Source organism: Ornithinimicrobium sufpigmenti, assembly GCF_004322775.1.
In the GTDB taxonomy this organism is placed as follows: domain Bacteria; phylum Actinomycetota; class Actinomycetes; order Actinomycetales; family Dermatophilaceae; genus Ornithinicoccus; species Ornithinicoccus sufpigmenti.
On record NZ_CP036403.1, the window covers coordinates 3,958,348 to 3,982,273 of the forward strand.

The following is a 23,926-nucleotide window of genomic DNA, read 5'->3' on the forward strand; positions in this document are numbered from 1 at the left end:
GGAAGGGGCCTGGTCGTCCGCGGCGACCAGTGGTCGGCGGCTGCGCCGAACGGTCAGGCGGTGACGACGGGCGGTCCGGCCTCAGCCGGTCACGCCCTCCGGCGTGTGCAGGCGCACCAGGGTGCGGCGGGCGGTGCGGGGTATGCCGTGCGGCGTGGCCCGGGAGACGCCCACCGCCACCAGGGCGGCCGTCGGCACGGTCCAGGCCGCAGGATGCTCCAGCAGGGCGCCGGGCCACCCGGTCGGGGTGTCGGTGAGCACGGTCGCGGCGAGCGCCCCGACGGCCAGCACCGCGCCGGTCAGCAGGCCGGCCGTCGCGCCCTGGACCGACAGCCGCGGCCACCACACCCCCAGGGCCAGCAGCGGGAAGAAGGTCGAGGCCGCGACGACGAAGGCCAGGGTCACGAAGGCGGCCAGCCCCACCTCCGGGAAGAACTGGGACACGGCGTAGGGAATCACCGCCGACAGCACGGCCGCGAACCGGAACCCGGTGACCTCCGAGTGGTCGCCCCGGGTGACCCGCGCCAGCAGCGGGCGCACCACGTCCTGGTTGAGGACGCCGGTGACGGCCACCGCCAGCCCCGAGGACGTGGACAGGAAGGCCGCGAACGCCCCACCGACGAGGGCCGCGGTGAGCACCTCCGCGCTCAGCCCCGAGACCACCTCGGCCGGCAGCCGCAGGACGACGGTGTCGTGCCGCATACCCTCCTCCAGCCGGGGCAGGTAGGCGCGGCCGAGGACGCCGAAGACGAGGGTGAAGACGTAGAAGATGCCGATCAGCGCGAGCACCCGGACCGTGGTGCGGCGGGCGCCGGAGCCGTCGGGGTTGGTGTAGTAGCGGACGACCACGTGCGGCAGGCCGGTCGTGCCGAGGGCCAGGGCCAGGATGAGGGAGAAGGTCCGGTAGAGGTGGTGGTCGCCGGGCTCGGCGCCGGTGAACGGCTGCAGCCACTCCGAGCTGACGGCGGGCGCGGGCCCCCGAGTGGTCCACCAGACGGCGAGGATGATCCCGGCGGGGACGGCCAGCGCCGTCAGCTTGAGCCAGTACTGCACCGCCTGGGCGAGGGTGATCGAGCGCATCCCGCCCGCGGCCACCGACCCCACGACGACCAGGAGCACGATAAGGCCGCCGAGCCAGGCGGGGGCCCCGGTGACCAGGCGCAGGGTGAACCCGGCGCCCTGGAACTGCGGGATGAGGTAGAGCCAGCCGATGAGCACGACCAGGGCGGCGCACAGGTGGCGCACCGCGCGGGACTCCAGGCGGGCCTCCGCGAAGTCGGGCAGCGTGTAGGCGCCGGACCGCCTCAGGGGCGCCGCGACGAGGACGAGCAGCACGACATACCCGACCGTGTAGCCGATGGGGTACCAGAGCGCGTCGACCCCCTGGTCGTAGATCAGTCCGGCGACGCCGAGGAAGCTGGCGGCGGAGAGGTACTCACCGCCGATGGCGGCCGCGTTGCGGGCCGGGGAGACGGTGCGACCGGCGACGTAGAAGTCGCTGGTGCGGCGGGAGAGCCGCAGCGCGAAGACGCTGAGCCCCAGGGTGACCACGCAGACCAGCAGCACCGCCAGGCCGGACAGGGTGGCCCCCACTCAGCGCTCCCGCGTCACGACGTCGGCGAAGCGGCGCTCCAGGCGGTGGGCGTGGTGGTCGTACCAGGCGGCCAGCCCCACCATCGCCGGGTAGATCAGCACCCCCATGAGCAGCCAGGGCAACGGCACCCCGGCCAGCTGCACCGTGCGGGTGGCGGGGACGAGCGCGAACAGGACCGGCATGCCGAGCAGGATCACCGCCAGGATGGCCAGCCCGGTCAGCGACAGCCGCAGCTGCTCGCGCAGCAGGCCGCGCAGGTAGAGCTCCCCGACGTCGGTCTGCTCGGCCAGGGCGGTGGCCAGTGGCCGGCGGCGGGCGGCGGCGGCGCCGCGGCGGGAGGAGGTGACCCGCACCCGTTGCGTGGGCCGCGAGCCGTTCATCGGGCCGGCCTGTCGGCCAGCACCCGCTCGCGCACCGCCCGGGCGTGCCGCCGCGCGACCGGCAGCTCCGGCCCATCGGGCGCGAGGACGAGGGAGAGCTTGCCCTGGCCCTGGCGCACCTCGGCGACGTGCCCCAGCGCGACGAGGGTGGAGCGGTGGATGCGGACGAAGCCGGCGTCGGCCCAGCGCTGCTCCAGGGTGGACAGGGGGATGCGCACCAGGTGGGAGCCGGTGAGGGTGAACAACCGGGCGTAGTCACCCTGCGCCTGCACGTAGCGGATCGTGGACCGCTGGACGAACCGGGTGACGCCGCCGAGCTCGACGGCGATCCGCTCGTCGGCCGGCCGTGGGCTCGGTGGCGCTGCCGCCGGTGGCGGCGCGGGCTCCTCCGGGACCGGCTGCGGGGCGGCGAGCTGGGCCCGCCTGGCCTCGATGACCCGGTCGACCGCCTGGGCCAGGCGGGCGGCGGAGACGGGTTTCATCACGTAGTCGACCGCCTGCACCGCGAAGGCGTCGACCGCGTGCTCCTCGTGGGCGGTGACGAAGACGATCTGGGGGCGCACGGCGAACCGCGCCACGACCCTGGCCAGCTCCATCCCGTCCAGGCCGGGCATCGAGATGTCGGAGAAGACGACATCGACCTCGTCCTCCTCCAGCGCCCGCAGCGCGTCGGTCCCCGACGAGGCGGCACGCACGCCGGCGAACCGGCCGTCCTGCTCGAGCAGGTAGGTCAGCTCGGAGCGGGCGGGCGGTTCGTCGTCGACGACGAGAGCGCGCATGGACCCATGCTATTCAGACCGGGCTCACGGGTGGACGTGCACGCCCGGCGCGTACTTGGGCACCCGGAAGCTGACCTTGGTGCCCAGGCCCTCGGCGGTCTCCACGACGAGCCCGTGGTCGTCGCCGTAGATCTGCCGCAGCCGGGCGTCCACGTTGGCGAGCCCGACGCTGCCACCGTCCCGGTCGTCGTGATCGAGGCCCGTGTCGCCGTCCAGCGCCCGCCGGACCACCTCGGGGTCGGAGCCGGCGCCGTCGTCCTCGACCGCGATCTCGGCCTGGTCGCCGTGGTCGGTGGCGGTGATGACCACCGTCCCGGTGCCGACCTTGTCGGCCAGCCCGTGCCGGACCGCGTTCTCGACCAGGGGCTGCAGCGCCAGGTAGGGCACGGTCACCGGCAGCACCTCCGGCGCGACGAGCAGGCTGACCTGCAGCCGGTCGCCGAACCGGGCCTGCTCCAGCACCAGGTAGCGCTCGACGTTGCGCAGCTCGTCGGCCAGCGTGGTGAAGGCGCCGCCGCGGCGCAGGGCGTAGCGGGTGAAGTCGGCGAACTCCAGCAGCAGCTCGCGCGCCCGGTCGGGGTCGGTGCGCACGAAGCTGGCGATCGCGCCGAGGCTGTTGTAGATGAAGTGCGGGCTGATCTGCGCCCGCAGGCTGCGCAGCTCGGCCTCCATCGCCCGGGTGCGCTCGCGGTCCAGCTCGCCCAGCTCCAGCTGCCCGCTGACCCAGGTGGCGACCTGCTCGGTCGCCCTGGCCAGGCCGGCGGAGGGACGGTCGGAGTATGCCGCCAGCGTCCCGATCACGCGGTCCTCCACGACCAGGGGGGCGACCACGCCGGCGCGCACGTCGCACTCGGGCCGGTCGCACGGCAGGTCGCCGCGCCGCAGGACGACGACGTCGCCGTGGGCCAGGACCTCGCGGGCGTGGCCGATGGCCTGGTCCTTGTGGTGGTCGCCGTGCCCGCTCCAGACCAGCAGGTCCTGGGTGTCGCAGAAGGCGAGCGCGCTGCCGCCGAGCATCAGCCGCAGGTGCCGGGCGGCCTTGGCCGCGTTGCTCTCGTTCAGGCCCTCGCGCAGGTGCCGAGCGGCCTGGCTGCCGGAGCGCAGCGTCTCGTAGGTGATCCGGTCCTCCTCGGACAGGAAGCCGCGGGAGAGCCGGCGCCGGCGCACCCACAGCACGCCCATCAGCACCAGGAAGACCGCCGTGACCACGAGGGCGGTCGGGAGGTGGAGGCCGTCCTGCATGGCGCAGAGACTACGCGGGTGGCTCTCGTCGGCCGTCCGGCTCGGGCGCGGCGAACCCCGGCAGGTCGGCGATCATCGGTCCGATGTCGACCAGCAGCGCGGCCGACAGCTCCGAGGCGGCCTGCCGCACCTGCGAGAGGTCCACCGCGGTGTGCCGCTCCTGCACCGACGGCTCGATGCTGGTCAGCACCTCCTCGCGGGCCCGCTCGGCGGCGCGGACCGCCAGGTCCTGCCGCAGCGCCTCGCTGAGCAGACCGCCCTCGGCGAGGGCCCGACGACCCAGCTCCACCGCATACTTCTCGGCGGCGGCGGCCTCCTGCTCGTCGTCGGTGGACAGCATGAGCGCCGCCCGCTCCAGCAGCCGGCGTCCGCGTTCCAGGTCGCCGTCGCCGAGCTCGGCCACGGCCCGCGTCAGCAAGGGCCGGTTGCCGCGGGTGGCCTCCCGCGCCAGCATGCCCAGCTGGATGCCGAGCACCCGCTCCCGGGTGCGGGCGCCGAGGTCGTCGTGCCGCAGGCCGGGGGTGTAGTTCTCGGAGGGAGCGCTCTGGGCCATGGTGTCGAGGTAGCCGCGCTGCGCCTCGTCGGCGGTCTGCACGGTGTCCCGCAGCGGGATCGCGCGGATCGCCAGCGTGGCGAAGAAGACCACCAGCATGAGCGGGAGCCCGAGCAGGAAGACGTCGTGCAGCTGGTCGGCCAGCCCGGCACGGACGGCGCCGATGGCCTCCGGCGGCAGCCCTGCCGTCGAGGCCGGGTCGATCGCGGCCCCGGCGTCGATGTCGTCCAGGTTGCCCACCTCGTCCACCAGGTCGGCCGGCAGGTGGGAGGCGATGGCCTGCGGCATACCGGACGTCATCACCGCTCCGAACAGCGCGATGCCCACCGTGTTGCCCACGTTGCGGAAGAACTGCAGGGTCGCCGTCGCCACGCCCAGGTCGGAGCGGCCCACGGCGTTCTGCACGACGAGGGTGTACTGCTGCATGGACAGCCCGAGCCCCGAGCCCAGCACCCCCAGGGCCGCGGTCAGCTCCCACTCCGAGGAGTTGGCGTCGAGGCGGGTGAGCAGCCACAGCGCCACGGCCACCACGACCGTGCCGAGCAGCATGAACTCCTTGTAACGGCCGGTCCTGGTGACCAGGAAGCCGGTGACGATGCCGACGAGGATCAGCCCCAGCATCATCGGCACGAGGATCAGGCCGGACTCGGTCGCGCTGACGCCGAGCACGCCCTGGGCGAACACCGGGACGTAGATGATCATCCCGAACATCACCATCGCCAGCGCGAACGCGGCGACGTTGGAGGTGGTGAAGACGCTGTTGCGGAAGAGGCGCAGCGGCAGCAAGGGGTTCTCGGCGCGCAGCTCCACCACGACGAAGAGGCCGAGCAGGACGGCGCCGACGGCATACAGGCCCAGGATCTGCCAGGAGCTCCAGGGGTATGTCGTGCCGCCCCACGAGGTCGCGAGCAGGGTCGTCATCAGGGCCGGGGTGAGCGTGAGGATCCCGAGCACGTCGACCCGGCCGCGGGTGGGGGTGTGGTCCAGCTGCAGGAAGCGGGCGATGACGAAGATGGCCGCCAGCCCCAGCGGGATGGTGGAGAAGAACAGCCAGCGCCAGCCCAGGAGGTCGGTGATCAGGCCGCCCGCGATCGGTCCGGCGACGGAGGTGACGCCGAAGACCGCGCCCATGAGCCCCTGGTACTTGCCGCGCTGCCGGGCGGGGATGAGGTCGCCGATGATCGTCTGGGACAGCGGCATCAGCGTGCCCATGCCGATGCCCTGCACGGCCCGGCCGGCGACCAGGGTCCAGAAGTTCGGCGCGAGCCCGGAGATCAACGAGCCGAGGAGGAAGACGACCAGGCCGGCGAGGTAGAACTCGCGGCGGCCGAACATGTCCGAGAGCTTGCCGACGATCGGCACGACGATCGCCGAGGCAAGGAAGGCGGCGCTCGCCACCCAGCTGTAGTGGTCCATCCCGCCGAGGTCGGCGACGATGCGCGGGATCGCGGGACCGACGATGCCCTGGCTGATCGAGGCGACGAACATCCCCAGCATGAGCCCGCCAAACACCCGCCGCTGCGCGGGCGACATCTGGTATGACGTGGCGCCGGTGGCAGTGGCTGCGCTCATCGGGCGGTCCTCCCGTCGTGCTGGCTCGCTCGGCGGTGCTCGAGTGTGTCGGTGAGCTGGGAGAGCAGGCGGGCGAGCTCGGCGCGGTCGCGCTCCGCCCATCCCGCGAGCGCGTCGGTGACCAGAGCGACCCGACGGGCCCGCTCTCGCTGAACGGCGTCGCAGCCGGCCTGGGTCAGGGTGAGCAGGTGGGCGCGACCGTCGGCCGGGTCGGGCTCGCGGGCGATGAGGCCGCGATCGGCGAGCGAGCCCAGACGGCGGCTCATGGTCGAGGGATCCAACCCCTCGGCGCGGGCCAGGTCGCGGGAGCGGACGGCTTCTCCCGCCCCGCCCTGCAGCGGCAGGCGGACGAGCACGAGGAAGTCGCTGCGCGAGAGCTCCTCGCCCTGGAAGTCGTTGATGAGACGCCCCATCGAGGTGATGGCACGGGCAAGCTCTTCAGAAAGTTGCATGATGCATGCATCATACTCCTCACCTGGAGATGCCCCTCACCCCAGCCGGCCGTCAGCTGGCGTCGTGCTGGAGCCAGAGCGGCACGGTGGCCAGGAGCGTCATCAGCAGGATGCCGGCGGAGACGAGGACGTTGAGGAAGAGCTCGTGGAAGGTCATGTCCCTACCTTCGGCGGGCAGACCCGCCCGCCACATCAGGCGTCGGGCTGGACGACGCACGCCTGGGGTGCGACCCCGGTCGCAGGGAAGTTTCCGGGGGTACGACCGGGGGCGGACGGTGGCCGCACGCTTCTGCGGTGGATCTGTGCGGAGAGATTCAGAACGGCAGTGCGCTGACCAGCCCGTCGGGGCGGCCAGGTTCCAGGTACCACTCGTCGCCGAAGGCCATGGCGTACTGCTCCTCGGGCATGCCGAGCATCCAGCCGACGTCCTCCTGCGAGGCGTGCGCGGCGAGCGCGGCCCGCTTGGTGGCCAGCACCGGGCGGACGTCCACGTGCCAGTGCAGCTCGGCCTCCGGCATCCCCATCGGGTTGCCGTCGTCGGCGGGCTGGTCCGGGTCCCAGTCGTCGCCCTCGCCGGGGCTGATCATCCCCGCCTGCCTGGCCTGCTCGTAGAGCCGGCGCATGTGGTCGCGGTTCATCGTCGTCTCGAGGTGACGCGGGCGGCGGGCCGCGAGCTCGACCGCCCGTCGGACGACGTGGTGAACCCCGACGTGGTCGGGGTGGCCGTAGCCGCCGTGCCAGTCGTAGCCGACGACGACATCGGCGTCCTCCTCCTCGAGGATGGCGACCAGCCGTCCGGCGGCCTCGTCGAGGTCGGCGGTGTGGAACGACCCGCGGTGGCCGTTCTGCTCCCACCCGGTCATGCCGGAGTCGGCATACCCGAGCCACGCGACGCGGGCCGTGCCGAGGAGCTGGTTCGACGCCTCGGCCTCCCTGCGGCGACGCTGGACCACGGTCTCGCCGTCGGCCAGGTCCTCCGGCACCGTGCCGTGCTCGCCGTTGGTCGCGTACACGCACACCACCCGGTGGCCCGCGTCGACCGCCAGCCGCATCGTGCCAGCGGTTCCGGACGCCTCGTCGTCAGGATGGGCGTGGAGGAAGACGATCGTGCTCACGAGGTCATCACGGGCCCAGAGTAGGGGCGGACCGGCCCACCACCGAAGCGATGCCGAGCCAGGTGTGCCGGTTGCCGGCCCAGCACCAGCCGACCTTGGGGGCGCCGCGGCGCTCCTTGCCGTCGCGGCCGGTGCCGTTGCTGATCCACAGCGCCGGCACCCGGCTGTCGAGCGTGCCCGCCCGGCGGCCCGGCTTGCGGGAGCCGGTCGTCATGAAGCAGTGGTTGCGCTCGATGACCGACGGCTGCTGCAGCGCCCAGCAGATGCCCTCCGAGAGGGTCATCAGCTCGCGTCCGGCTGCGCGCAGCTCGGGGTCGACCTCGTCCGGGCTGCGGTCGGCGAACCGGTCACCGCGGTCGGGGTCGTGCACGGCATACAGGTCGCGGTCCGGCACCAGCGTGCCCGGCGCGGGACCGAACTCGGCCAGGTCCGTCATGTCCTCGACCACGAAGCCCGGGAGCTCGCCCAGACGCATCAGCGCAGCCAGCCGGGCCGCGGGGACGAGGCGGGGGTGGACGACGAGCAGGTCCCCGGCCAGGCCCCCGGGCAGCGGCGGCAGGTCCAGCCCGAGGCCGGTGAGCGTGCGGTGCTGCTCGGCCAGGTCGGGCAGGCCGGCAGCGCCGTGCGTGGGCTCGGACGCAAGTGCGGCGGTTTGTGGGTTCACGGGTCCTCCAGGCGCTCTTGAGCGGATCGAGGGGAACGCTCTGGAGCACCCGGGAATTCCCCTGGCCGCCCGCTGCCCCGTGCGTGCGGTCAGAAGACCGGCTTGCCGCCCGTCACGCCCAGCACCGTGCCGGAGACGTAGCTCGCCTCGTCGGAGGCGAGGAAGACATAGGCGGCAGCGACCTCGACCGGGTGGCCGGCGCGGCCCAGCGGGGTGTCGGAGCCGAAGCCCTCGACCTTGTCCGGTGCCATCGTCGCCGGGATGAGCGGGGTCCAGATCGGCCCCGGGGCGACGGCGTTGACCCGGATCCCGCGCGGCCCGAGCTCGGCGGCCAGGTTGACGGCGAGGTTGGTCAGCGCGGCCTTGGAGGCGGCGTAGTCGAGGAGGTGGTCCGAGGGCGCGTAGGCCTGGACCGAGGTGGTCAGCACGATCGCGCCACCCTCCGACAGCTCCTCGGCCAGCTCCCGCACCAGCCAGAACGGCGAGAAGACGTTGGTGGAGAAGGTCCGCTCGACCTGCTCCGGCGGGAACTCCTCCAGCTCGTCGTGGGTCATCTGGTAGGCGGCGTTCGGCACGAGCACGTCGAGCCCGCCGAGTGCCTCGACCGCCTGCCGGGCCAGGTCGCGGTTGGCGTCGTAGGAGCGCAGGTCGCCCGGGAAGAGGTGGCAGGTCCCGCCGGCCTGCTCGACCATGCGGCGGGTCTCCTCCGCGTCCTCGCTCTCCTGCGGCAGATGGGCGATCGCGACGGTGGCGCCCTCGTGGGCGAAGGTCACCGCGACGGCGCGGCCGATCCCGGAGTCGCCGCCGGTGATGAGCACGCGCTTGCCGGTGAGGCGGTCGCGGCCGGTCCACGAGGTCCCGTGGTCCGGCGTGGGGTCCAGCTTCGCCTCGGTCCCCGGCCACTCCTGCTCCTGCGCGGGGATGTCGCTCAGGTCCTCCTGGGCCTTCTCGGTCATGGTGTCCCTCTCCCTCGTCGTGGTTCTGCGGGCGTCATGTTCTCCGGGCGGCGACCTCAGGACGTCTGCTCGCCTGCCGTCCCCGCATCCTCGACGCTATGGCGCAGGGTTCGGGACTTCCTCCTGGAGCGACGCGAAGGGCACGACCGACGAGGCTCGCCCGTCCGCGCCGACGATGGGCTCCCGAGTCAGGCCTACTTGGGGCGGGTCCAGCGCCACCCGGCCCGCGGCTTGGTGCCGAGCGCGAAGGCGCGCACGCGGATGTCGCTCATCGTGGACCAGCCGGAGATCACGACGCGGGTGCCGGTCGGCGGGGTGCCCTGGGCCTTGGCGTCCACCTCCAGACGGGCATCGCCCATGCTGGCGTTCACCTGCAGGGCGACCTCGGTGCCCGGCGGGACGACGAGGCGGACGTTGCTCATCCATACCGCGAGCCGGATCTCGACCGTCTCTCCCGGCACGATCACCTCGCGCAGGTCCAGCCGCACGGTGCTCATCCCGGCGTTGATCCGGGTCTCCTGGGCCAGCGGGAAGCGGCCGACCCGGTCGACCTGCCCGAAGTAGGTGTCGATCCGGTCCTGGGACTGCCGGGCCACTCCCCCGTGCCCGACGACGGCCGGCGGCTGGTAGGTCGGGATCACCTCGGGGATGCCCCCTGCACCGTTCTGCGAGGGCAGTGGCGGCGGCTGGTCGTCCTGCGGGCGCTGCGTCATACCGCCCACGCTACCGACACCGTGAGCTCACCACGGCGACCCAGGTCCCACGCTCCCGCCCGGTGCTGTCCCGGGCCGCCCCGACACTTACTGTGACCGCTATGGAGTTCCGATACCTCGGCCGCAGCGGCCTGAAGATCAGCGAGATCACCTACGGCAACTGGCTCACCCACGGCAGCCAGGTGGAGAACGAGGTGGCGAACCGGTGCGTGCGGGCCGCCCTGGATGCGGGGATCAGCACCTTCGACACCGCCGACGTCTACGCCAACACCAAGGCGGAGTCCGTGCTGGGGGAGGCGCTGAAGGGCGAGCGCCGGGAGAGCCTGGAGATCTTCACCAAGGTGTACTGGCCGACCGGGCCGCGGGGCAAGAACGACACCGGGCTCTCGCGCAAGCACGTCATGGAGTCCATCGACGGCAGCCTGCGCCGGCTGCAGACCGACTACGTCGACCTCTACCAGGCCCACCGGTACGACACCGAGACGCCTCTGGAGGAGACGATGCAGGCCTTCGCCGACATCGTGCGGGCCGGCAAGGCGCTCTACATCGGCGTCAGCGAGTGGACCGCCGACCAGATCCGGGCGGGGCACGCGCTGAGCAAGGAGCTGGGCTTCCAGCTGATCTCCTCCCAGCCGCAGTACTCCATGCTCTGGCGGGTCATCGAGCCCGAGGTCATCCCGGCCTCCGAGGAGCTGGGCATCTCCCAGATCGTCTGGAGCCCGATGGCGCAGGGTGTGCTGTCCGGCAAGTACCTGCCGGGTCAGGCCCCGACCGAGGGCCGCGCCGCGGACGAGGCCATGGGCCGTGGGATGCAGGGCTTCCTGCGCGAGGAGGTGCTGACCGCCGTGCAGGGGCTGAAGCCGCTCGCGGAGGAGGCGGGGCTGACCATGCCGCAGCTGGCGATCGCCTGGGTGCTGCAGCACCCGAACGTCGCCGCCGCGCTCATCGGCGCCTCCCGCCCCGAGCAGGTCGAGGACAACGTCAAGGCGGCCGGCGTCAAGCTCGAGGCCGACCTGATGGCCAGGATCGACGAGGTGCTCGGCGACGTCGTCGAGCGCGACCCGGGCAAGACGGCCGAGCGCGCACCGCAGCAGCGCGTGGCCTGACGGTCGGGCTCAGCGCACCCGCAGCCAGCGCCAGCCCTTGGGCGCGTCCGGACCGGCCGGGATCTCCCGCACCCGGACCTCGCCGAAGACCGCGTTGGCGGTCAGCACCAGCCGGGCGCCGGTGCGGGGCACCTGACCCTGCGGGTCCGTCTCGGCGCGGACGTCACCGAAGACGGTGCCGCCGTTGACCTCCACGTCGGTGCCCGGCGGCACGGCGACGCGCACGTCCCCGAAGACCGACCAGGTGGTCACCTCGAGGGTCTCCCCCGGCTGCAGGACCTCGCGCAGGTCGAGCTTGACGTCGCCGAAGAGCTGGTAGAAGGAGCTGCGGCGGCTGGCGCTCCAGCGCCCCTTGCGGACCACGTCACCGAAGACGGACCAGACGTCCTCACTCTCCCGCCTGGCGGGCAGGTTGGCCGAGCTGTGCTGCCCGTACTGCGGCAGGGGCGCCACCGGGCCCGGCACGACCTCGGCCGGGGGCTGCCATCCCTGCTGGACGGGCAGCGGCGGTGGCGTCTGCCCACCAGGCTCCCCATGAAGCTCCCCCGCCGGTTCACCCCACGTGTGCGGCACCTCGCTCGGGCCCTCCCACGGACCCCCCTGCTCACCCGGTCGCTGCGTCATACCCCCAACCTAACCCGTGCGGCGGCGCCACGGCACCGGCCTTTCCGGCGCTCACGGCGATGGGGCAGGGTGGGGCCATGGCCTCCCCCTTCGACCTGACCCTGGAGCAGATGTGCGAGCACCGGTCCGCCAAGTGGAGCCGGGTGCCCGCCGACGTGCTGCCCGCCTGGACCGCCGAGATGGACGTGCGCACCGCGCCGGCGATCACCGACGCCCTGCGCCTGGCGGTGGAGCGCTCGGACTTCGGCTACGCCGGTGACCCCGCCCCGGTGACCAGCGCCTTCGCCGGCTTCGCCCGCGACACCTGGGGCTGGGACCCGACCGCGGGCGGCGGCACGATGCGGCTGTTCGCGGACGTGGGCCAGGCCGCCATCGAGGTGCTGCGCGCGGTGACCTCACCCGGTGACCGGGTGGTCATCAACCCGCCGGTCTACCTCTCCTTCTACCCCTGGCTGCAGGCGGTCGGCGCGGAGCCGCTGGAGGTCCCGATGCTCGACGTCGCCTCCGGCGGGCGCCTGGACCTGGAGGGTATGGAGCGCGCCCTCGCCTCGGGTGCGCGGGTCGTCCTGCTCTGCACCCCGCACAACCCCCTCGGCCACGTGTACACCGAGGAGGAGCTGTCGGCGGTCGCGGACCTGGCCGCGGCGCACGACGCGCTGGTGATCTCCGACGAGATCCATGCCCCGCTCGTGCACCCCGGCAGCCCCACGCCGTTCCTGCCCTTCCTCACCGTCTCCGAGGCGGCCCGTGAGGTCGGGATCGCGCTGCACTCCCCGTCCAAGGCGTGGAACACCGCAGGTCTGAAGACCGCCGTCGGGATCACGGCCGTCCCGGGCCGATGGCCCGACCTGCGCGAGGAGCTGGACTGGTCGCCGTCGATCCTCGGGCAGTACGCCGCAGTCGCCGCGTACACCGACGGCCGGGAGTGGCTGGACACGGTCCGCACCGAGATCGAGCAGCGCACCCAGCAGCTGTCCGCCCTGCTCGCCGAGCACCTGCCCGCGGTGCGCTACACCCCTGGGCACGCGTCATACCTGGCCTGGCTGGACTGCCGCGACCTCGGCCTGGGCGACAACCCGGCAGCCACCTTCCTCGAACGGGGCCGGGTCGCGCTCTCGCCCGGGCCGGCGTTCGGACCGGACGGCGCCGGGTTCGCCCGGCTCAACATCGGCACCAGCCAGGAGCTGATGACCGAGGCGGTCCGGCGGATGGCGGCGGCAGTCAGCCGGTCGCGGATCGGGTCGCCCGTGTCGGACCCCGGGTCTAGCGTGGCGACATGACATTGCCGACCGACCCGCCGACCGACCCTTCGTCCGACCCCACGCAGCCGCCGCTCGACGTGCCGGAGAGCGACCCGACGGTCAACCCCGGTCCCGACACCCCGGGCCCGTCGCAGCCCCTCGCCGACCCCCCGCAGGAGCCGGACCCCGAGGTGCTCGGCTCCCCTACTCCCCAGGACGGCCCGGGACAGCAGCAGCGCGATCCCCAGGAGTGGGTGACCGGGGACGACCCGGCCACCGAGGCGCAGAAGTCCTACCTCGACCGCCTCGCCAGCGCCGCCGGCGAGCAGATCCCGGCCGAGGGCCTGACGAAGGCACAGGCCTCGGAGCACATCGACCGCCTGCAGGACCGGACGGGGATGGAGCCTCGCCAGGCATAGCCTCGCCGTCTGGACGAGTCGTCCAGGAGCCATGCACGTCCCTGCACCTGGCGCACGGTCGCGCCACAGGGCGGGACACCTCATACCCTGTCCTCATGACCCGCCCCCACCTGTGGATCCGTGCCGAGGCCCGCCCGACCGAGCAGCGTGTGCCGATCGTCCCCGACGACGCGCGCCGGCTGATCGAGGACGGGTTCACCGTCACCGTCGAGGAGTCCCCGACCCGCGTGATCCCGCTGGCGGAGTATGAGGAGGCGGGGTGCCGGGTGGCGCCGCGCGGGTCGTGGGTGGACGCACCGAAGGGTGCTGTCGTGGTCGGCATCAAGGAGCTGCCGGAGGACCCGGACGACCTCGCCCACACGCACGTCTTCTTCGCGCACGCCTACAAGGGGCAGGAAGGCGCGGAGCAGGTGCTCGACCGGTTCCGCCGCGGGGGCGGGGAGCTGCTGGACGTGGAGTACCTCACCGTGGACGGCAAGCGGGTCGTGGCCTTCGGCTTCTGGGCCGGGTATGTCGGTGCCGCGCTGGCGGTGCTGCGGCACCGTGGCCTGCTGACCGGCGGCGTCGCGCCGATGACCCGAGAGGAGCTGGACGGCATGCTGCAGCAGGGACCGCCCGTCGCCTCGGGAGCTCCGGCCGGCGCGACCGCCGAGCCGGAGCGGGCGCTGGTCATCGGGTCCCGTGGTCGCTCAGGCACGGGCGCGATGGCGGCGCTGGAGGTCGCCGGCTGCGCCGTGACCCGCTGGGACCGGGCCGATACCGAGGTCGTCGACAAGAACGCGCTGCTGGCGCACGACATCATGGTCAACTGTGTGGCCAGCGACCGGCCGCGGGAGCCCTTCCTCGCCACCGAGGACATCGACGTCCCTCGCCGGCTGCGGACGGTCGCCGACGTGACCTGCGACGTCACCTCGGAGGCGAACCTGCTGCCGTTCAACACCGCGATCACGACCTGGGACGAGCCGGTCCGCGCCTTCGGGTCCACCGGCAACCCGCTGGAGGTGATCGCGATCGACAACCTGCCCTCCCTGCTGCCGCGCGAGTCCTCGGAGTCGTTCTCGGCCGAGCTCACCCCGCTGCTGCCCGACCTGGCCGAGCGCCAGGGTCCCTGGGCCGCCAGCCTGGACTGGTTCCGGCGGCACCTGCGCTGAGGCGGCCGTCGGCCGCGGTCTGGTCGGGGGCTGGCCGCCGGCGTGGTCGGGGTGTCCCTGCGCACACGGCAGAATGGACCCATGCTCGGTGAAGAGGTCTTCCTGCTCGACGCTGTCCGCACGCCGTTCGGCAAGCTGCGCGGCGGCCTGTCGCACGTGCGCACCGACGACCTGGCCGCGGTGCCGCTGCGCTCACTGCTGGAGCGCCACCCCGGCCTGGACCCCGCGCGGATCGAGGACGTCTACTACGGCAACACCAACGGCGCGGGCGAGGAGAACCGCAACGTCGCCCGGATGGCGGCGCTGCTCGCCGGCCTGCCGGTGACCGTGCCAGGGGCGACGACGAACCGGCTGTGCGCCTCGGGGTCGGAGGCGCTGGTGCAGGCCGCCCGCGCCATCGCGGTGGGCGACGCGGACCTGGTCGTCGCCGGCGGGGTCGAGGGGATGAGCCGCGCGCCCTACGTGCTGCCCAAGCCCGACGAGGCCCTGCCTCGCGCCATGGAGCTGCACCAGACGACCGTCGGCTGGCGGATGGTCAACCCCGCGTTCCCCGATGAGTGGACCGCCTCCCTGGGGGCCAGCGCCCAGGCTGTCGCCACCGAGCGCGGCATCGGGCGCGAGGAGATGGACGAGTATGCCGTCCGCTCCCACCAGCGGGTGCACGCCGCCTACGAGGCGGCGGCGCACAAGGGTTTCGTGGAGCCGCTGGAGGGCGTGGAGCGTGACGAGTCGCTTCGGCCGGGGGCCTCGATGGAGTCGCTGGGCGGGCTGCGCCCGGCCTTCACCAGGGACGGCACGGTGACGGCGGGCAACTCCTCGCCGGTCAACGACGGCGCGATGGCGGCGCTGGTCGGCACGGCGGCGATGGCCGAGGAGCTGGGGCTGGAGCCGATCGCCCGGATCGTGGCCTCCCGCACGGTCGCGGTGTCGCCGGAGCAGTTCGCGGTCGCGCCGGTGCCGGCGATCCGGCAGCTGCTGGAGCGGACCGGCAAGGGTTTCGACGACGTCGACCTGTGGGAGATCAACGAGGCCTTCGCCGCGATGGTGCTCTCCACCCTCCACGACCTGCCCGAGCTGGGCCGGGACGCGCTGGAGACGAACGTCAACGTCAACGGCGGCGCGATCGCGATCGGTCACCCGCTCGGCGCCAGCGCCCCCCGCGTGGTCGTCGACCTGGCCCGCGAGCTGCGCCGCCGCGGTGGCGGCATCGGCGTGGCGGCCGCCTGCATCGGCGTCGGTCAGGGCACCGCGCTGATGATCGAGGTCCCCCGCCCCTGACAGAACACGGGAAAAGGCCCGACAGAACACGGCAGAGGGTCCCCACACGGCGCACGAGGGGGACCCCTCAGCCGTCTCGCGTGCTCAGTCGGGCTCTTCCGCGCGCTCTGATGGGCTTTTTCGCGCGTCCTGTCGGGACCTTTGCCGTGTTCTGTCAGAACTCGGCGGAGGGGCGCCAGGTGCCGAGCTCGCCGCGGAGGACCTCGACGACCTCGCCGAGGGTGGCGTAGGCCTTGACCGCGGCGATCGTGGCCGGCATCACCGAGCGGCCGTCGCGAACGTCCGACGCCAGTTGGGCCAGGGCCGCGTCGACCGCGGCCTGGTCGCGGGTCTCGCGCAGCCGCCGCACCGACTCGGCCTGCGCCCGCTCGGTGCCCGGGTCGATGGTGAAGACCTCCAGGGGCTCGGTCGGGGCGGGGAACGTGTTGACCCCGACCACGGTCCGCTCGCCGGTCTCGACCTGCTGGGAGTGCCGGTAGGCCGCCTCGGCCAGGTCGCGCGCGAACCGGCCGGAGTCGATCGCCTCCAGCGCCCCGCCGCGCTCCTCGATGTCCTCCATCAGCGACCAGATCGAGGCCTCGAGCTCGTCGGTGAGCGCCTCCACGGCGTACGAGCCGGCCAACGGGTCCAGCGTCGTGGTCAGCCCGGTCTCGAAGGCCACCACCTGCTGGGTCCGCAGCGCCAGCGTCGCCGCGTGCTCGGTCGGCACCCCGAGCGCCTCGTCGTAGGCCGAGACGTGCAGGGTCTGCACGCCCGCGAGCGCCGCGACGGTCGCCTCCACCGACGTGCGGACGACGTTGTTGAGCGGCTGCTGCGCGGTGAGCGTCGAGCCGGCGGTGAAGGCGAAGATCCGCAGCTGCTGCGAGCGCGGGTCCTTCGCTCCATACCGCTCCCGCATCAGCCGCGCCCAGACCCGCCGGGCGGCACGGAACTTGGCGACCTCCGGCAGCACGTCGGTGGTGATCGCCAGGAAGGTGAACAGCGTCGGCGCCACCTGGTCGACGTCGACCCCGCGCCGGACGCACTCGTCGAGGTAGGCGCGGGCGTTGGCGAAGGTGAACGCGATCTCCTGAGTCGCCGAGGACCCGGACTCGCGGATGTGGTAGCCGCTCATCGCCAGCGGGACCCAGCTGGGGGCCTCGCGGCTGACGTACTCGATGGTGTCGACCGACAGCCGCAGCGAGGCCTCCGGGGGGAAGATCTGGGTCCCGCGGGCGATGAACTCCTTGAGCACGTCGTTCTGGATGAACATCCCGAACTGGTCGGGGTGCACGCCCCGCTTCTCGGCCAGCGCGACGAAGAGCGCGGCCCACAGGTAGCCGATGGAGTTCGCGGTGGTGCGGACCTGGGACAGCTCCTCCAGGGGTATGCCGTCCATCAGCACCTCGATGTCGGCCAGGGAGTCGATGGCCACCCCGACCCGGCCGACCTCGCCCGCGGCGCGCGGGTCGTCGGAGTCGATGCCCATCTGGCTGGGCAGGTCCATCGCGACCGAGAAGCCGGTGACGCCCGCGTCGAGCAGGGCGCGGAAGCGGGCGTTGGACTCCTTGGCGGTCCCGAACCCGGCGTACTGGCCCATGATCCAGACCTTGGGCTCGTCACTGACCCCCCGGGTGTAGGGGTACTGGCCCGGGCGTTCCGCGCCCTCCGGCGCGTAGTCGACCCGGAGCTGCGGGTCCTCCCAGCTCACGACATACCCTCCTGCTCGTGCTCCTGCTCCAGGTCGGCGCGCAGCACCTTCTTGGCGATCTTGCCGGTGGAGTTGAGCGGGAACTCACGCACCACCCGCACCTCCTTGGGCTTCTTGTAGGACGCCATCCGCGCGGCGCAGTGCTCCCGCACCCGCTCCGGGTCGACCTCGGCGCCGGCGCGGGCGGTGACGAGGGCGACGACCCGCTGCCCCCAGTCGGCGTCGGCGACCCCCACCACCGCGACCTCGCCGACCTCGGGCACCTCGGCGATGACCTCCTCGACCTCGCGGGGGTAGATGTTGTAGCCGCCAGAGATGATCATGTCGCCCTTGCGGTCGATGAGCCACAGGTGACCGTCGTCGGAGAGCCGCCCGAGGTCGCCGGTGTGCAGCCAGCCGTCGACGACCGCCTTGGACAGGTCGGTGCGCGCCTCGGCGTTGTAGTAGCCGGCCATCACGTGGTCGCCGCGGGTGATCACCTCGCCGACCTCCCCGGGGGCGACCGGGCGGCCGTCCTCGTCGACGATCGCCAGCTCGACCCCGAGGGCAGGGCGGCCGGCGCTGGTGAGCAGCTCGGGCCGGTCAGTCAGGCCGCGGGCGTGGTCGGCGGCGTCGAGCACGGTGACCGGGGGGATCGCCTCGACGAGCCCGTAGTACTGCACCAGGTGCGGCGTGAGCTGCTCGTGCGCGCGGCGCATCTGCTCCGGAGGCATCGGCGCACCGGCGTAGCCCAGCATCTTCAGCTCAGCCAGGCCCTCACGGGTCGCGCCGTGGGAGAGCAGGCGGGCGACCATGGTCGGCACGAGCGCGGTGTGGGTCGCGCCCCGCTCCCCGACCGCCTCCAGGAAGGTCTGCGGGTCCCAGGTCGGCAGCACGATCTGGCGGGCGCCGGCGACGAGGAAGGGCAGCACGAACAGCCCGGAGGTATGGGTGACCGGCCCCGCGTGCACGTAGCAGTCGCCCGGCCCGGGCGGACCGCCCAGCACGTCGTGGGTCATGTTCACCACCGAGGCGAACCAGTTGCGGTGCGTGCGCTGGGCCCCCTTGGGGTGGCCGGTGGTGCCGGAGGAGTAGTGCAGGCCGCACAGGTCGTCGGGGGCGCGCACCGGGAGGGGGCCGGTGGGCGGTTGGGCGGCCAGGGCCTCGAGCGAGGTCTCGGGGCCGTCGCCGACGACCACCACGTGCGGCACCTGCTCGCGCACCGGCGCGATGTCGTCGGCGAACCGCTCGTGGTAGACCAGCCCGCGGGCGCCGCAGTCGCTCGCGATCCGCTGCCAGTCCGAGGGGTGCAGGCGGTAGTTGAGCGCCACCCTGACCAGCCCGGCCGCGCGGATCGCCAGGTCGGTCTCGAGGTATGCCGTGCTGTTGCTCTGCAGGTCGAGCACCCGGTCGCCGGGCTGGAGGCCGAGCGCGAGCAGTCCGCCGGCGATGCGGGTGACCCGGTCGGCGAGCTCGGCGAAGGTGCGGCTGTCCGAGGCTTCCGGTCCCTCGATCGCCACGCGGTCGCCGAACCGGCGCCCGGCGCGGTTGAGCATGGTGCTGATATCCACTGTCTTCAGGCCTCCTCGTCGACGAGGGCCAGGGCGGCGTCGAGGATGCGCACCCCGTCGCCCTCGGCGAGCACGGTGATGGGGTTGAGGTCGAGCTCGGCGTCCGCCGGGAGCGTGGCGGCCAAGTCGGCCAGGCGGACGATGGTGTCGACGAGAGCTGCGCGGTCTGCCGGCGGCCGTCCGCGGACGCCGCCGAGGAGCATGGCCAACCGGGTCTCGTCGATCATCTCCTCGACGTCCTGCCGGTCGACGGGCAGCAGCCGCAGCGCGACATCGGCCACGATCTCGGTGAGCACGCCGCCCACGCCGACGGTGAGGATCCGGCCCAGGGGGGTGTCGGCGCTGCCGACCAGGACCTCGACGCCGTCGGGCACCATCTCCTCGACGAGGACCTGGCCGGTGCTGCCGTCCGGGCCCCGCAGGGCAGCGAGCCGGTCGTAGACCTCGGCCGCCCGGTCGGCGGTGACGTCGAGCACGACTCCGCCGGCCTCCGACTTGTGCAGCAGGCCAGGGACGACCGCCTTGAAGACCGTTCGGCCACCGGCCTGCTCGACGGCCGCCAGTGCGTCATCGCGGTCGCCGACGAGGCGGCCGACCGGCACCGGGAGCCCGGCCTGGGCGAGCGCCTGCTTGAGCGAGCTCTCGTCGGTCCGGGCCCAGAGGTTGGAGGCTGAGACCTGGCCGACGGGGCGGTCGGTGCGACCCTCGTCGGTGCCACGGTTCGAGCGGTCCTCGCGAGATCCCGCCTCGAGGAACTCCGCCAGGGCGGCCACGGCACGCACGGCGCGGGCGGGGGTCGGGTAGACCGGCAGCCCCGCGGCGCGCATCGTCGCGGCCGCGTCGGGGGCGAGGTGGTCGGCGCCGGTACGGGCGACGACGACCGGCACGCCGGTGCGCTCCCGGACCCGCGCCAGGGCCTCGACCACGGCGTCCACGTCGGAGCCGGTGAGCACGCAGAAGCAGGCGACGATCGCGTCGACCCCCGGGTCCTGGGCGATCGTGGTCAGCGCCCGGTCGAAGAGGTCCGGGTTGCTCATGACCGAGGCGGTGACGTCCACCGGGTTGGCGGTCGAGCCGTACGCCGGGACGATCTGGCCCAGCTCGGCCAGCGTGTCGTCGCTCAGCGCCGCCAGCTCCAGCCCCCGGGTCTCGATCGCGTCGGCCGCCAGGATCCCCGACCCGCCGGAGGTGGTGACCACGGCGACCCGACCGAGCGCACGGTTCTCACGCCCGGTCCCCTCTCGACCGAGCGCACGGTTCTCACGCTCATCCCCCTCCCGACCGAGCGCACGGTTCTCACGCCCGGTCCCCTCTCGACCGAGCGCACGGTTCTCACGCCCGTCCCCACCCCGACCGAGCGCACGGTTCTCACGCACCATCGGCACCAGCGCCATCACGTCACCCACGTCGAGCAGCTCGTCCACGTCGTCCACGCGCACGACCCCCGCCCGGCGCAGCGCCGCGTCGACGACCTTGTCACCGGTCGCCAGCGCGCCGGTGTGCGAGGCCGCAGCCCGCGCCCCGGCGTCCGAACGGCCGGCCTTGAGCATCGCGACCGGCACCCCGGAGGCCGTCACCCGGGCGAGGGCGTCGAGGTCGCCCAGCGACTCGGCATACCCGAGCAGGCCGGTGCACCCGGGCTCCTGCGCCAGCGCGGCCATCACCTCGGTGGCGCCGATGTCGGCCTCGTTGCCGGTGTTGACCACCCAGCCCAGCCCGAGCCCGCGCTCGAAGGCGAGCGAGACCGCGCCGTAGCCCAGCGCCCCGCTCTGGCTGACAAAACCGATCGACCCGGGCACCAGCTCGGTGTGCTCACCGGAGAAGAGCGGCGAGAACGAACTGACCTGCCCGGCCTCGGTCCCGACGGTGCCGATGCAGTTGGGGCCGAGGACGCGCACGCCGAGCTCACGGGCGACGCGAACCAGCTCGTCCTGCAGGGCGGCACCCGCCTCGCCGGTCTCGGCGAACCCGCTGGAGCAGACGACGACCACGTCCACACCCGCCGCGGCGCAGTCGCGCACGGCGGCGACGACCTTGTCGGCGGCCACCATCACCATGGCCGCGTCCACCTCGCCGGCCTTCGCCGCCTCTGCGACCGAGGGGTATGAAGGGAGCCCGGCCACGGACGCCCCGTCCGGTCGGACCGGGTAGATGCCGCCGCGGTAGCCGTAGCGCTGGAGGAACTGGACCGGCAGCCGGCCGACTGCACCGGGCCGGTCGCTGGCGCCGACCACGGCCACGCCGCGGGCGGCCCAGAGCGGACGCAGGGACACCTGGCCCGCAAGTCGTGCGCCCGGTGCGTGCGAATCGTGCGCCCGGTCGGTGGGATCCGTGCTCTCGGTCGGGGGGAACGGTGCGCTCGGTCGGGGAGATTCGTGCGCCCGGTCTGGGAGATCCGTGCTCTCGGTCGGGGGGAACGGTGCGCCCGGTCGGTCGGGGGTGGTCATGCCCCGGGCCTCCACCGTGCGTGGCGGCTGCCGGTCTCGCCCTCGCGGACCAGCTGCAGGCGCGGCTTGGGGCCGTCGGAGCGGCCGGTCTGCGGCTTGCGGCGGCCGGCGCGCCAGGGCATCGGCCACACCGCGCCCGGGCCGTCGTAGTCCTGCTCGACCGCGGCGTGCAGGGTCCAGTTCGGGTTGTAGAGGTGGGCGCGGCCGACGGCGCACAGGTCGGCGCGGCCGGCGAGGACGATCGAGTTCACGTCGTCCCAGGAGGAGATGATCCCTACGGCAATCGTGGGGATCCCGACCCGGTTGCGGATCGCGTCGGCGAAGGGCGTCTGGTAGGACCGGCCGAACGCGGGCTGCTCGTCGGGGGTGACCTGGCCGGAGGAGACGTCGATGCCCGCAGCGCCTGCGTCCTTGAACGCCTGGGCGATCTGCACCGCGTCGTCCACGTCGATGCCGCCCTCGACCCAGTCGGTGGCCGAGATGCGCACGGTCATCGGCCGCTCCGCCGGCCAGACCTCGCGCATGGCAGCGAAGACCTCCAGCGGGTAGCGCAGCCGGTTGGCCAGGTCACCGCCGTACTCGTCCGTGCGCTGGTTGGTCACGGGAGAGATGAAGGAGGAGAGCAGGTAGCCGTGGGCGCAGTGCAGCTCGAGCAGGTCGAAGCCGGCCTCGGCACCGCGCCGGGCGGCCGCCACGTGCTCCTCCTTGACCGCCTCCAGGTCCTCGCGGGTCAGCTCGCGCGGGACCTGGTTGACCCCGGGGCGGTAGGGCAGCGGCGAGGGCGCGACCACCTCCCAGTTGCCCTCCTCCAGCGGCTGGTCGATGCCCTTCCACATGAGCTTCGTCGAGCCCTTGCGGCCCGAGTGCCCCACCTGCAGACCGATCTTGGCGGCGCTCAGCCGGTGCACCTCGTCGACGATCCGGCCCCACGCCACGGCCTGCTCGTCGGTCCAGATCCCGGTGCATCCGGGCGTGATCCGTCCCTGGGCCGAGGTGCAGACCATCTCGGTCATCACCAGCCCGGCACCGCCCATCGCCTTGCCGCCCAGGTGGACCAGGTGGAAGTCGGTCGGCATCCCGTCACCGGGCGAGACGTACATGTCCATCGGGGAGACCACGACCCGGTTGGTCAGCTCCAGCTCGCCCAGGCGGAAGGGCTGGAACATCGGCGGGGTATGCGGCCTGCCGCCGGGGGTGCTGCGGGCGAACCAGTCGTCGATCTGCTGGACGAACTCGGGGTCGCGGACCTTGAGGTTGTCGTGGGTGACCCGCCGGCTGCGGGTCATGATGTTGAAGGCGAACTGCTCGGGCTCCTGGTCCATGTACTGGCCCAGGTTCTCGAACCACTCCAGCGAGGCCTGCGCCGCACGCTGGGTCGACTCCACGACCGGCTTGCGCTCCTCCTCGTAGGCGGCGAGCGCCGCGTCGACGTCGTCGTGCTCGTGCAGGCAGGCGGCCAGGGCGAGCGCGTCCTCCATCGCCAGCTTGGTGCCCGAGCCGATCGAGAAGTGCGCGGTGTGCGCGGCGTCGCCGAGGATGACGATGTTGCCCCGCTCCCCCGCCCGCCAGGTCTCGTTGCGGATCGTGGTGAAGGTGATCCAGCGCGAGTTGTTGGCCATCACCTCGTGGCCCTCGAAGATGTCGGCGCACAGCTCCTGGACGCGGGCGATCGACTCCTCGTCGCTCTCCCCCGGCACCCAGTCGCGGTCCTCGGCGTGGTCGAAGCCGGCGGCACGCCATACGTCCTCGTGCATCTCCAGGATGAAGGTCGAGCCGGTCGCGTCGTAGGGGTAGCCATGCACCTGCATGACGCCCCACTCGGTGCGCAGGATGTAGAACTTGAAGGCGTCGAAGACCTTGGTGGTGCCCAGCCACATGTACTTGCAGCGGCGCGCGTCCAGCGTGGGCCGGAAGGTGGCCTCGTAACGCCGGCGGACCATGGAGTTGAGCCCGTCGGCGGCCAGCACGAGGTCGTGGTCGCGGGCCAGCTCGTCGACGTCGGGGGCCGTGGTGCGGAAGTGCATCGTCACCCCGAGCTCCCGGCAGCGGGCCTGCAGGATTTCCAGCAGCCGCTTGCGGGTCATCGCGGCGAAACCGTGACCCCCGGAGGTGTACACCTGCCCGTCCAGGTGGACGTCGATGTCGTCCCATCGTGCGAACTCGGCCTGCATCGCCTCGTACACGGCGCGGTCGGCGTGCTCGATCCCGCCGAGGGTCTCGTCGGAGAAGACGACGCCGAAGCCGAAGGTGTCGTCGGGGGCGTTGCGCTCCCACACCGTGATCTCGTGGGACGGGTCCAGCGCCTTGGTCAGCGCGGCGAAGTACAGCCCGCCCGGACCCCCACCGATGATCGCGATGCGCATCCGGGACTCCTTCGTCGTTGTCGGTACCAGCGCGGCC

At 72.9% G+C, this 23,926-nt stretch carries 20 protein-coding genes; 5 read left to right on the top strand and 15 right to left on the bottom strand.

From position 1 onward, the window contains the following. Positions 1-81: 81 nt before the first annotated feature. The 10 genes from ESZ52_RS18085 to ESZ52_RS18130 all read right to left on the bottom strand — a co-directional run bounded on the left by ESZ52_RS18085 (position 82) and on the right by ESZ52_RS18130 (position 10,020). Positions 82-1,593 carry a sodium/solute symporter gene (locus tag ESZ52_RS18085; protein ID WP_131106156.1) on the bottom strand — a complete coding sequence of 504 codons (1,512 nt, stop codon included), beginning with the start codon at positions 1,591-1,593 and terminating at the stop codon, positions 82-84. Then, positions 1,594-1,974 carry a DUF485 domain-containing protein gene (locus ESZ52_RS18090; protein ID WP_131106157.1) on the bottom strand — a complete coding sequence of 127 codons (381 nt, stop codon included), beginning with the start codon at positions 1,972-1,974 and terminating at the stop codon, positions 1,594-1,596. After that, on the bottom strand, positions 1,971-2,753 hold the full coding sequence (locus ESZ52_RS18095; RefSeq protein ID WP_131106158.1) for a LytR/AlgR family response regulator transcription factor: 783 nt from the start codon (positions 2,751-2,753) through the stop codon (positions 1,971-1,973). Before ESZ52_RS18095 ends, ESZ52_RS18090 begins: the two co-directional genes overlap by 4 nt. 24 nt (positions 2,754-2,777) lie before the next feature. Then, positions 2,778-3,995 carry a histidine kinase gene (locus ESZ52_RS18100; protein WP_181009848.1) on the bottom strand — a complete coding sequence of 406 codons (1,218 nt, stop codon included), beginning with the start codon at positions 3,993-3,995 and terminating at the stop codon, positions 2,778-2,780. Positions 3,996-4,005: 10 nt separating this feature from the next. Next, positions 4,006-6,120: an MDR family MFS transporter gene (locus tag ESZ52_RS18105; RefSeq protein WP_131106159.1), complete on the bottom strand. Its 2,115-nt coding sequence runs from the start codon at positions 6,118-6,120 to the stop codon at positions 4,006-4,008. Continuing rightward, complete coding sequence (locus ESZ52_RS18110) at positions 6,117-6,572, bottom strand: MarR family winged helix-turn-helix transcriptional regulator (protein WP_131106160.1); 456 nt, start codon at positions 6,570-6,572, stop codon at positions 6,117-6,119. The genes ESZ52_RS18105 and ESZ52_RS18110 overlap by 4 nt, the downstream gene beginning before the upstream one ends. A gap of 314 nt (positions 6,573-6,886) precedes the next feature. Then, positions 6,887-7,687 carry a PIG-L deacetylase family protein gene (locus ESZ52_RS18115; RefSeq protein ID WP_131106161.1) on the bottom strand — a complete coding sequence of 267 codons (801 nt, stop codon included), beginning with the start codon at positions 7,685-7,687 and terminating at the stop codon, positions 6,887-6,889. A gap of 7 nt (positions 7,688-7,694) precedes the next feature. Beyond that, a complete protein-coding gene (locus ESZ52_RS18120) occupies positions 7,695-8,351 on the bottom strand; it encodes a DUF5701 family protein (RefSeq protein WP_238154376.1) in 657 nt (218 codons plus the stop codon). A gap of 89 nt (positions 8,352-8,440) precedes the next feature. After that, on the bottom strand, positions 8,441-9,307 hold the full coding sequence (locus tag ESZ52_RS18125; protein WP_131106162.1) for an SDR family oxidoreductase: 867 nt from the start codon (positions 9,305-9,307) through the stop codon (positions 8,441-8,443). Positions 9,308-9,501: 194 nt separating this feature from the next. Then, complete coding sequence (locus ESZ52_RS18130) at positions 9,502-10,020, bottom strand: LiaF domain-containing protein (protein WP_131106163.1); 519 nt, start codon at positions 10,018-10,020, stop codon at positions 9,502-9,504. A gap of 101 nt (positions 10,021-10,121) precedes the next feature. Here ESZ52_RS18130 and ESZ52_RS18135 point away from each other — a divergent pair, with 101 nt between their 5' ends. After that, the gene (locus ESZ52_RS18135) at positions 10,122-11,126 is read left to right on the top strand and encodes an aldo/keto reductase family protein (RefSeq protein WP_131106164.1); all 1,005 of its coding nucleotides are present in this window, start codon (positions 10,122-10,124) and stop codon (positions 11,124-11,126) included. Between the two features lie 9 nt (positions 11,127-11,135). Here ESZ52_RS18135 and ESZ52_RS18140 read toward each other — a convergent pair whose 3' ends face one another. Beyond that, the gene (locus tag ESZ52_RS18140) at positions 11,136-11,750 is read right to left on the bottom strand and encodes a LiaF domain-containing protein (protein ID WP_131106165.1); all 615 of its coding nucleotides are present in this window, start codon (positions 11,748-11,750) and stop codon (positions 11,136-11,138) included. Between the two features lie 77 nt (positions 11,751-11,827). Between ESZ52_RS18140 and ESZ52_RS18145 the strand changes: the two genes are divergently transcribed. The 4 genes from ESZ52_RS18145 to ESZ52_RS18160 all read left to right on the top strand — a co-directional run bounded on the left by ESZ52_RS18145 (position 11,828) and on the right by ESZ52_RS18160 (position 15,839). After that, positions 11,828-13,030, top strand: a complete 1,203-nt coding sequence (locus ESZ52_RS18145) for a MalY/PatB family protein (protein WP_131106166.1) — start codon at positions 11,828-11,830, stop codon at positions 13,028-13,030. Then, a complete protein-coding gene (locus ESZ52_RS20040; RefSeq protein ID WP_131106167.1) occupies positions 13,027-13,410 on the top strand; it encodes a DUF3072 domain-containing protein in 384 nt (127 codons plus the stop codon). Before ESZ52_RS18145 ends, ESZ52_RS20040 begins: the two co-directional genes overlap by 4 nt. 95 nt (positions 13,411-13,505) lie before the next feature. Beyond that, complete coding sequence (locus ESZ52_RS18155) at positions 13,506-14,561, top strand: saccharopine dehydrogenase (RefSeq protein ID WP_131106168.1); 1,056 nt, start codon at positions 13,506-13,508, stop codon at positions 14,559-14,561. Between the two features lie 81 nt (positions 14,562-14,642). Then, positions 14,643-15,839, top strand: coding sequence for a thiolase family protein (locus ESZ52_RS18160; RefSeq protein WP_131106169.1), 1,197 nt, complete (start codon positions 14,643-14,645; stop codon positions 15,837-15,839). Positions 15,840-15,993: 154 nt separating this feature from the next. Here the strand turns inward: ESZ52_RS18160 and ESZ52_RS18165 are convergent, their stop codons facing one another. From ESZ52_RS18165 to ESZ52_RS18180, 4 genes are all read right to left on the bottom strand, one after another. Then, positions 15,994-17,529, bottom strand: a complete 1,536-nt coding sequence (locus ESZ52_RS18165) for an acyl-CoA mutase large subunit family protein (protein ID WP_131106170.1) — start codon at positions 17,527-17,529, stop codon at positions 15,994-15,996. Then, positions 17,526-19,079, bottom strand: coding sequence for an AMP-binding protein (locus ESZ52_RS18170; protein ID WP_131106171.1), 1,554 nt, complete (start codon positions 19,077-19,079; stop codon positions 17,526-17,528). Before ESZ52_RS18170 ends, ESZ52_RS18165 begins: the two co-directional genes overlap by 4 nt. 5 nt (positions 19,080-19,084) lie before the next feature. Then, complete coding sequence (locus tag ESZ52_RS18175) at positions 19,085-21,352, bottom strand: acetate--CoA ligase family protein (RefSeq protein ID WP_202865376.1); 2,268 nt, start codon at positions 21,350-21,352, stop codon at positions 19,085-19,087. 170 nt (positions 21,353-21,522) lie between these two features. After that, the gene (locus tag ESZ52_RS18180; protein ID WP_131106173.1) at positions 21,523-23,889 is read right to left on the bottom strand and encodes a bifunctional salicylyl-CoA 5-hydroxylase/oxidoreductase; all 2,367 of its coding nucleotides are present in this window, start codon (positions 23,887-23,889) and stop codon (positions 21,523-21,525) included. Positions 23,890-23,926 lie beyond the last annotated feature (37 nt).

What these genes read in the sequence shown, in the direction of transcription:
- ESZ52_RS18090 (WP_131106157.1), bottom strand. Translation starts at nt 1,974, where the DNA reads ATGAACGGCTCGCGGCCCACGCAACGGGTGCGGGTCACCTCCTCCCGC.
- ESZ52_RS18095 (WP_131106158.1), bottom strand. Translation starts at nt 2,753, where the DNA reads ATGCGCGCTCTCGTCGTCGACGACGAACCGCCCGCCCGCTCCGAGCTG.
- ESZ52_RS18100 (WP_181009848.1), bottom strand. Translation starts at nt 3,995, where the DNA reads ATGCAGGACGGCCTCCACCTCCCGACCGCCCTCGTGGTCACGGCGGTC.
- ESZ52_RS18105 (WP_131106159.1), bottom strand. Translation starts at nt 6,120, where the DNA reads ATGAGCGCAGCCACTGCCACCGGCGCCACGTCATACCAGATGTCGCCC.
- ESZ52_RS18110 (WP_131106160.1), bottom strand. Translation starts at nt 6,572, where the DNA reads ATGCAACTTTCTGAAGAGCTTGCCCGTGCCATCACCTCGATGGGGCGT.
- ESZ52_RS18125 (WP_131106162.1), bottom strand. Translation starts at nt 9,307, where the DNA reads ATGACCGAGAAGGCCCAGGAGGACCTGAGCGACATCCCCGCGCAGGAG.
- ESZ52_RS18130 (WP_131106163.1), bottom strand. Translation starts at nt 10,020, where the DNA reads ATGACGCAGCGCCCGCAGGACGACCAGCCGCCGCCACTGCCCTCGCAG.
- ESZ52_RS18135 (WP_131106164.1), top strand. Translation starts at nt 10,122, where the DNA reads ATGGAGTTCCGATACCTCGGCCGCAGCGGCCTGAAGATCAGCGAGATC.
- ESZ52_RS18140 (WP_131106165.1), bottom strand. Translation starts at nt 11,750, where the DNA reads ATGACGCAGCGACCGGGTGAGCAGGGGGGTCCGTGGGAGGGCCCGAGC.
- ESZ52_RS18145 (WP_131106166.1), top strand. Translation starts at nt 11,828, where the DNA reads ATGGCCTCCCCCTTCGACCTGACCCTGGAGCAGATGTGCGAGCACCGG.
- ESZ52_RS20040 (WP_131106167.1), top strand. Translation starts at nt 13,027, where the DNA reads ATGACATTGCCGACCGACCCGCCGACCGACCCTTCGTCCGACCCCACG.
- ESZ52_RS18155 (WP_131106168.1), top strand. Translation starts at nt 13,506, where the DNA reads ATGACCCGCCCCCACCTGTGGATCCGTGCCGAGGCCCGCCCGACCGAG.
- ESZ52_RS18160 (WP_131106169.1), top strand. Translation starts at nt 14,643, where the DNA reads ATGCTCGGTGAAGAGGTCTTCCTGCTCGACGCTGTCCGCACGCCGTTC.
- ESZ52_RS18180 (WP_131106173.1), bottom strand. Translation starts at nt 23,889, where the DNA reads ATGCGCATCGCGATCATCGGTGGGGGTCCGGGCGGGCTGTACTTCGCC.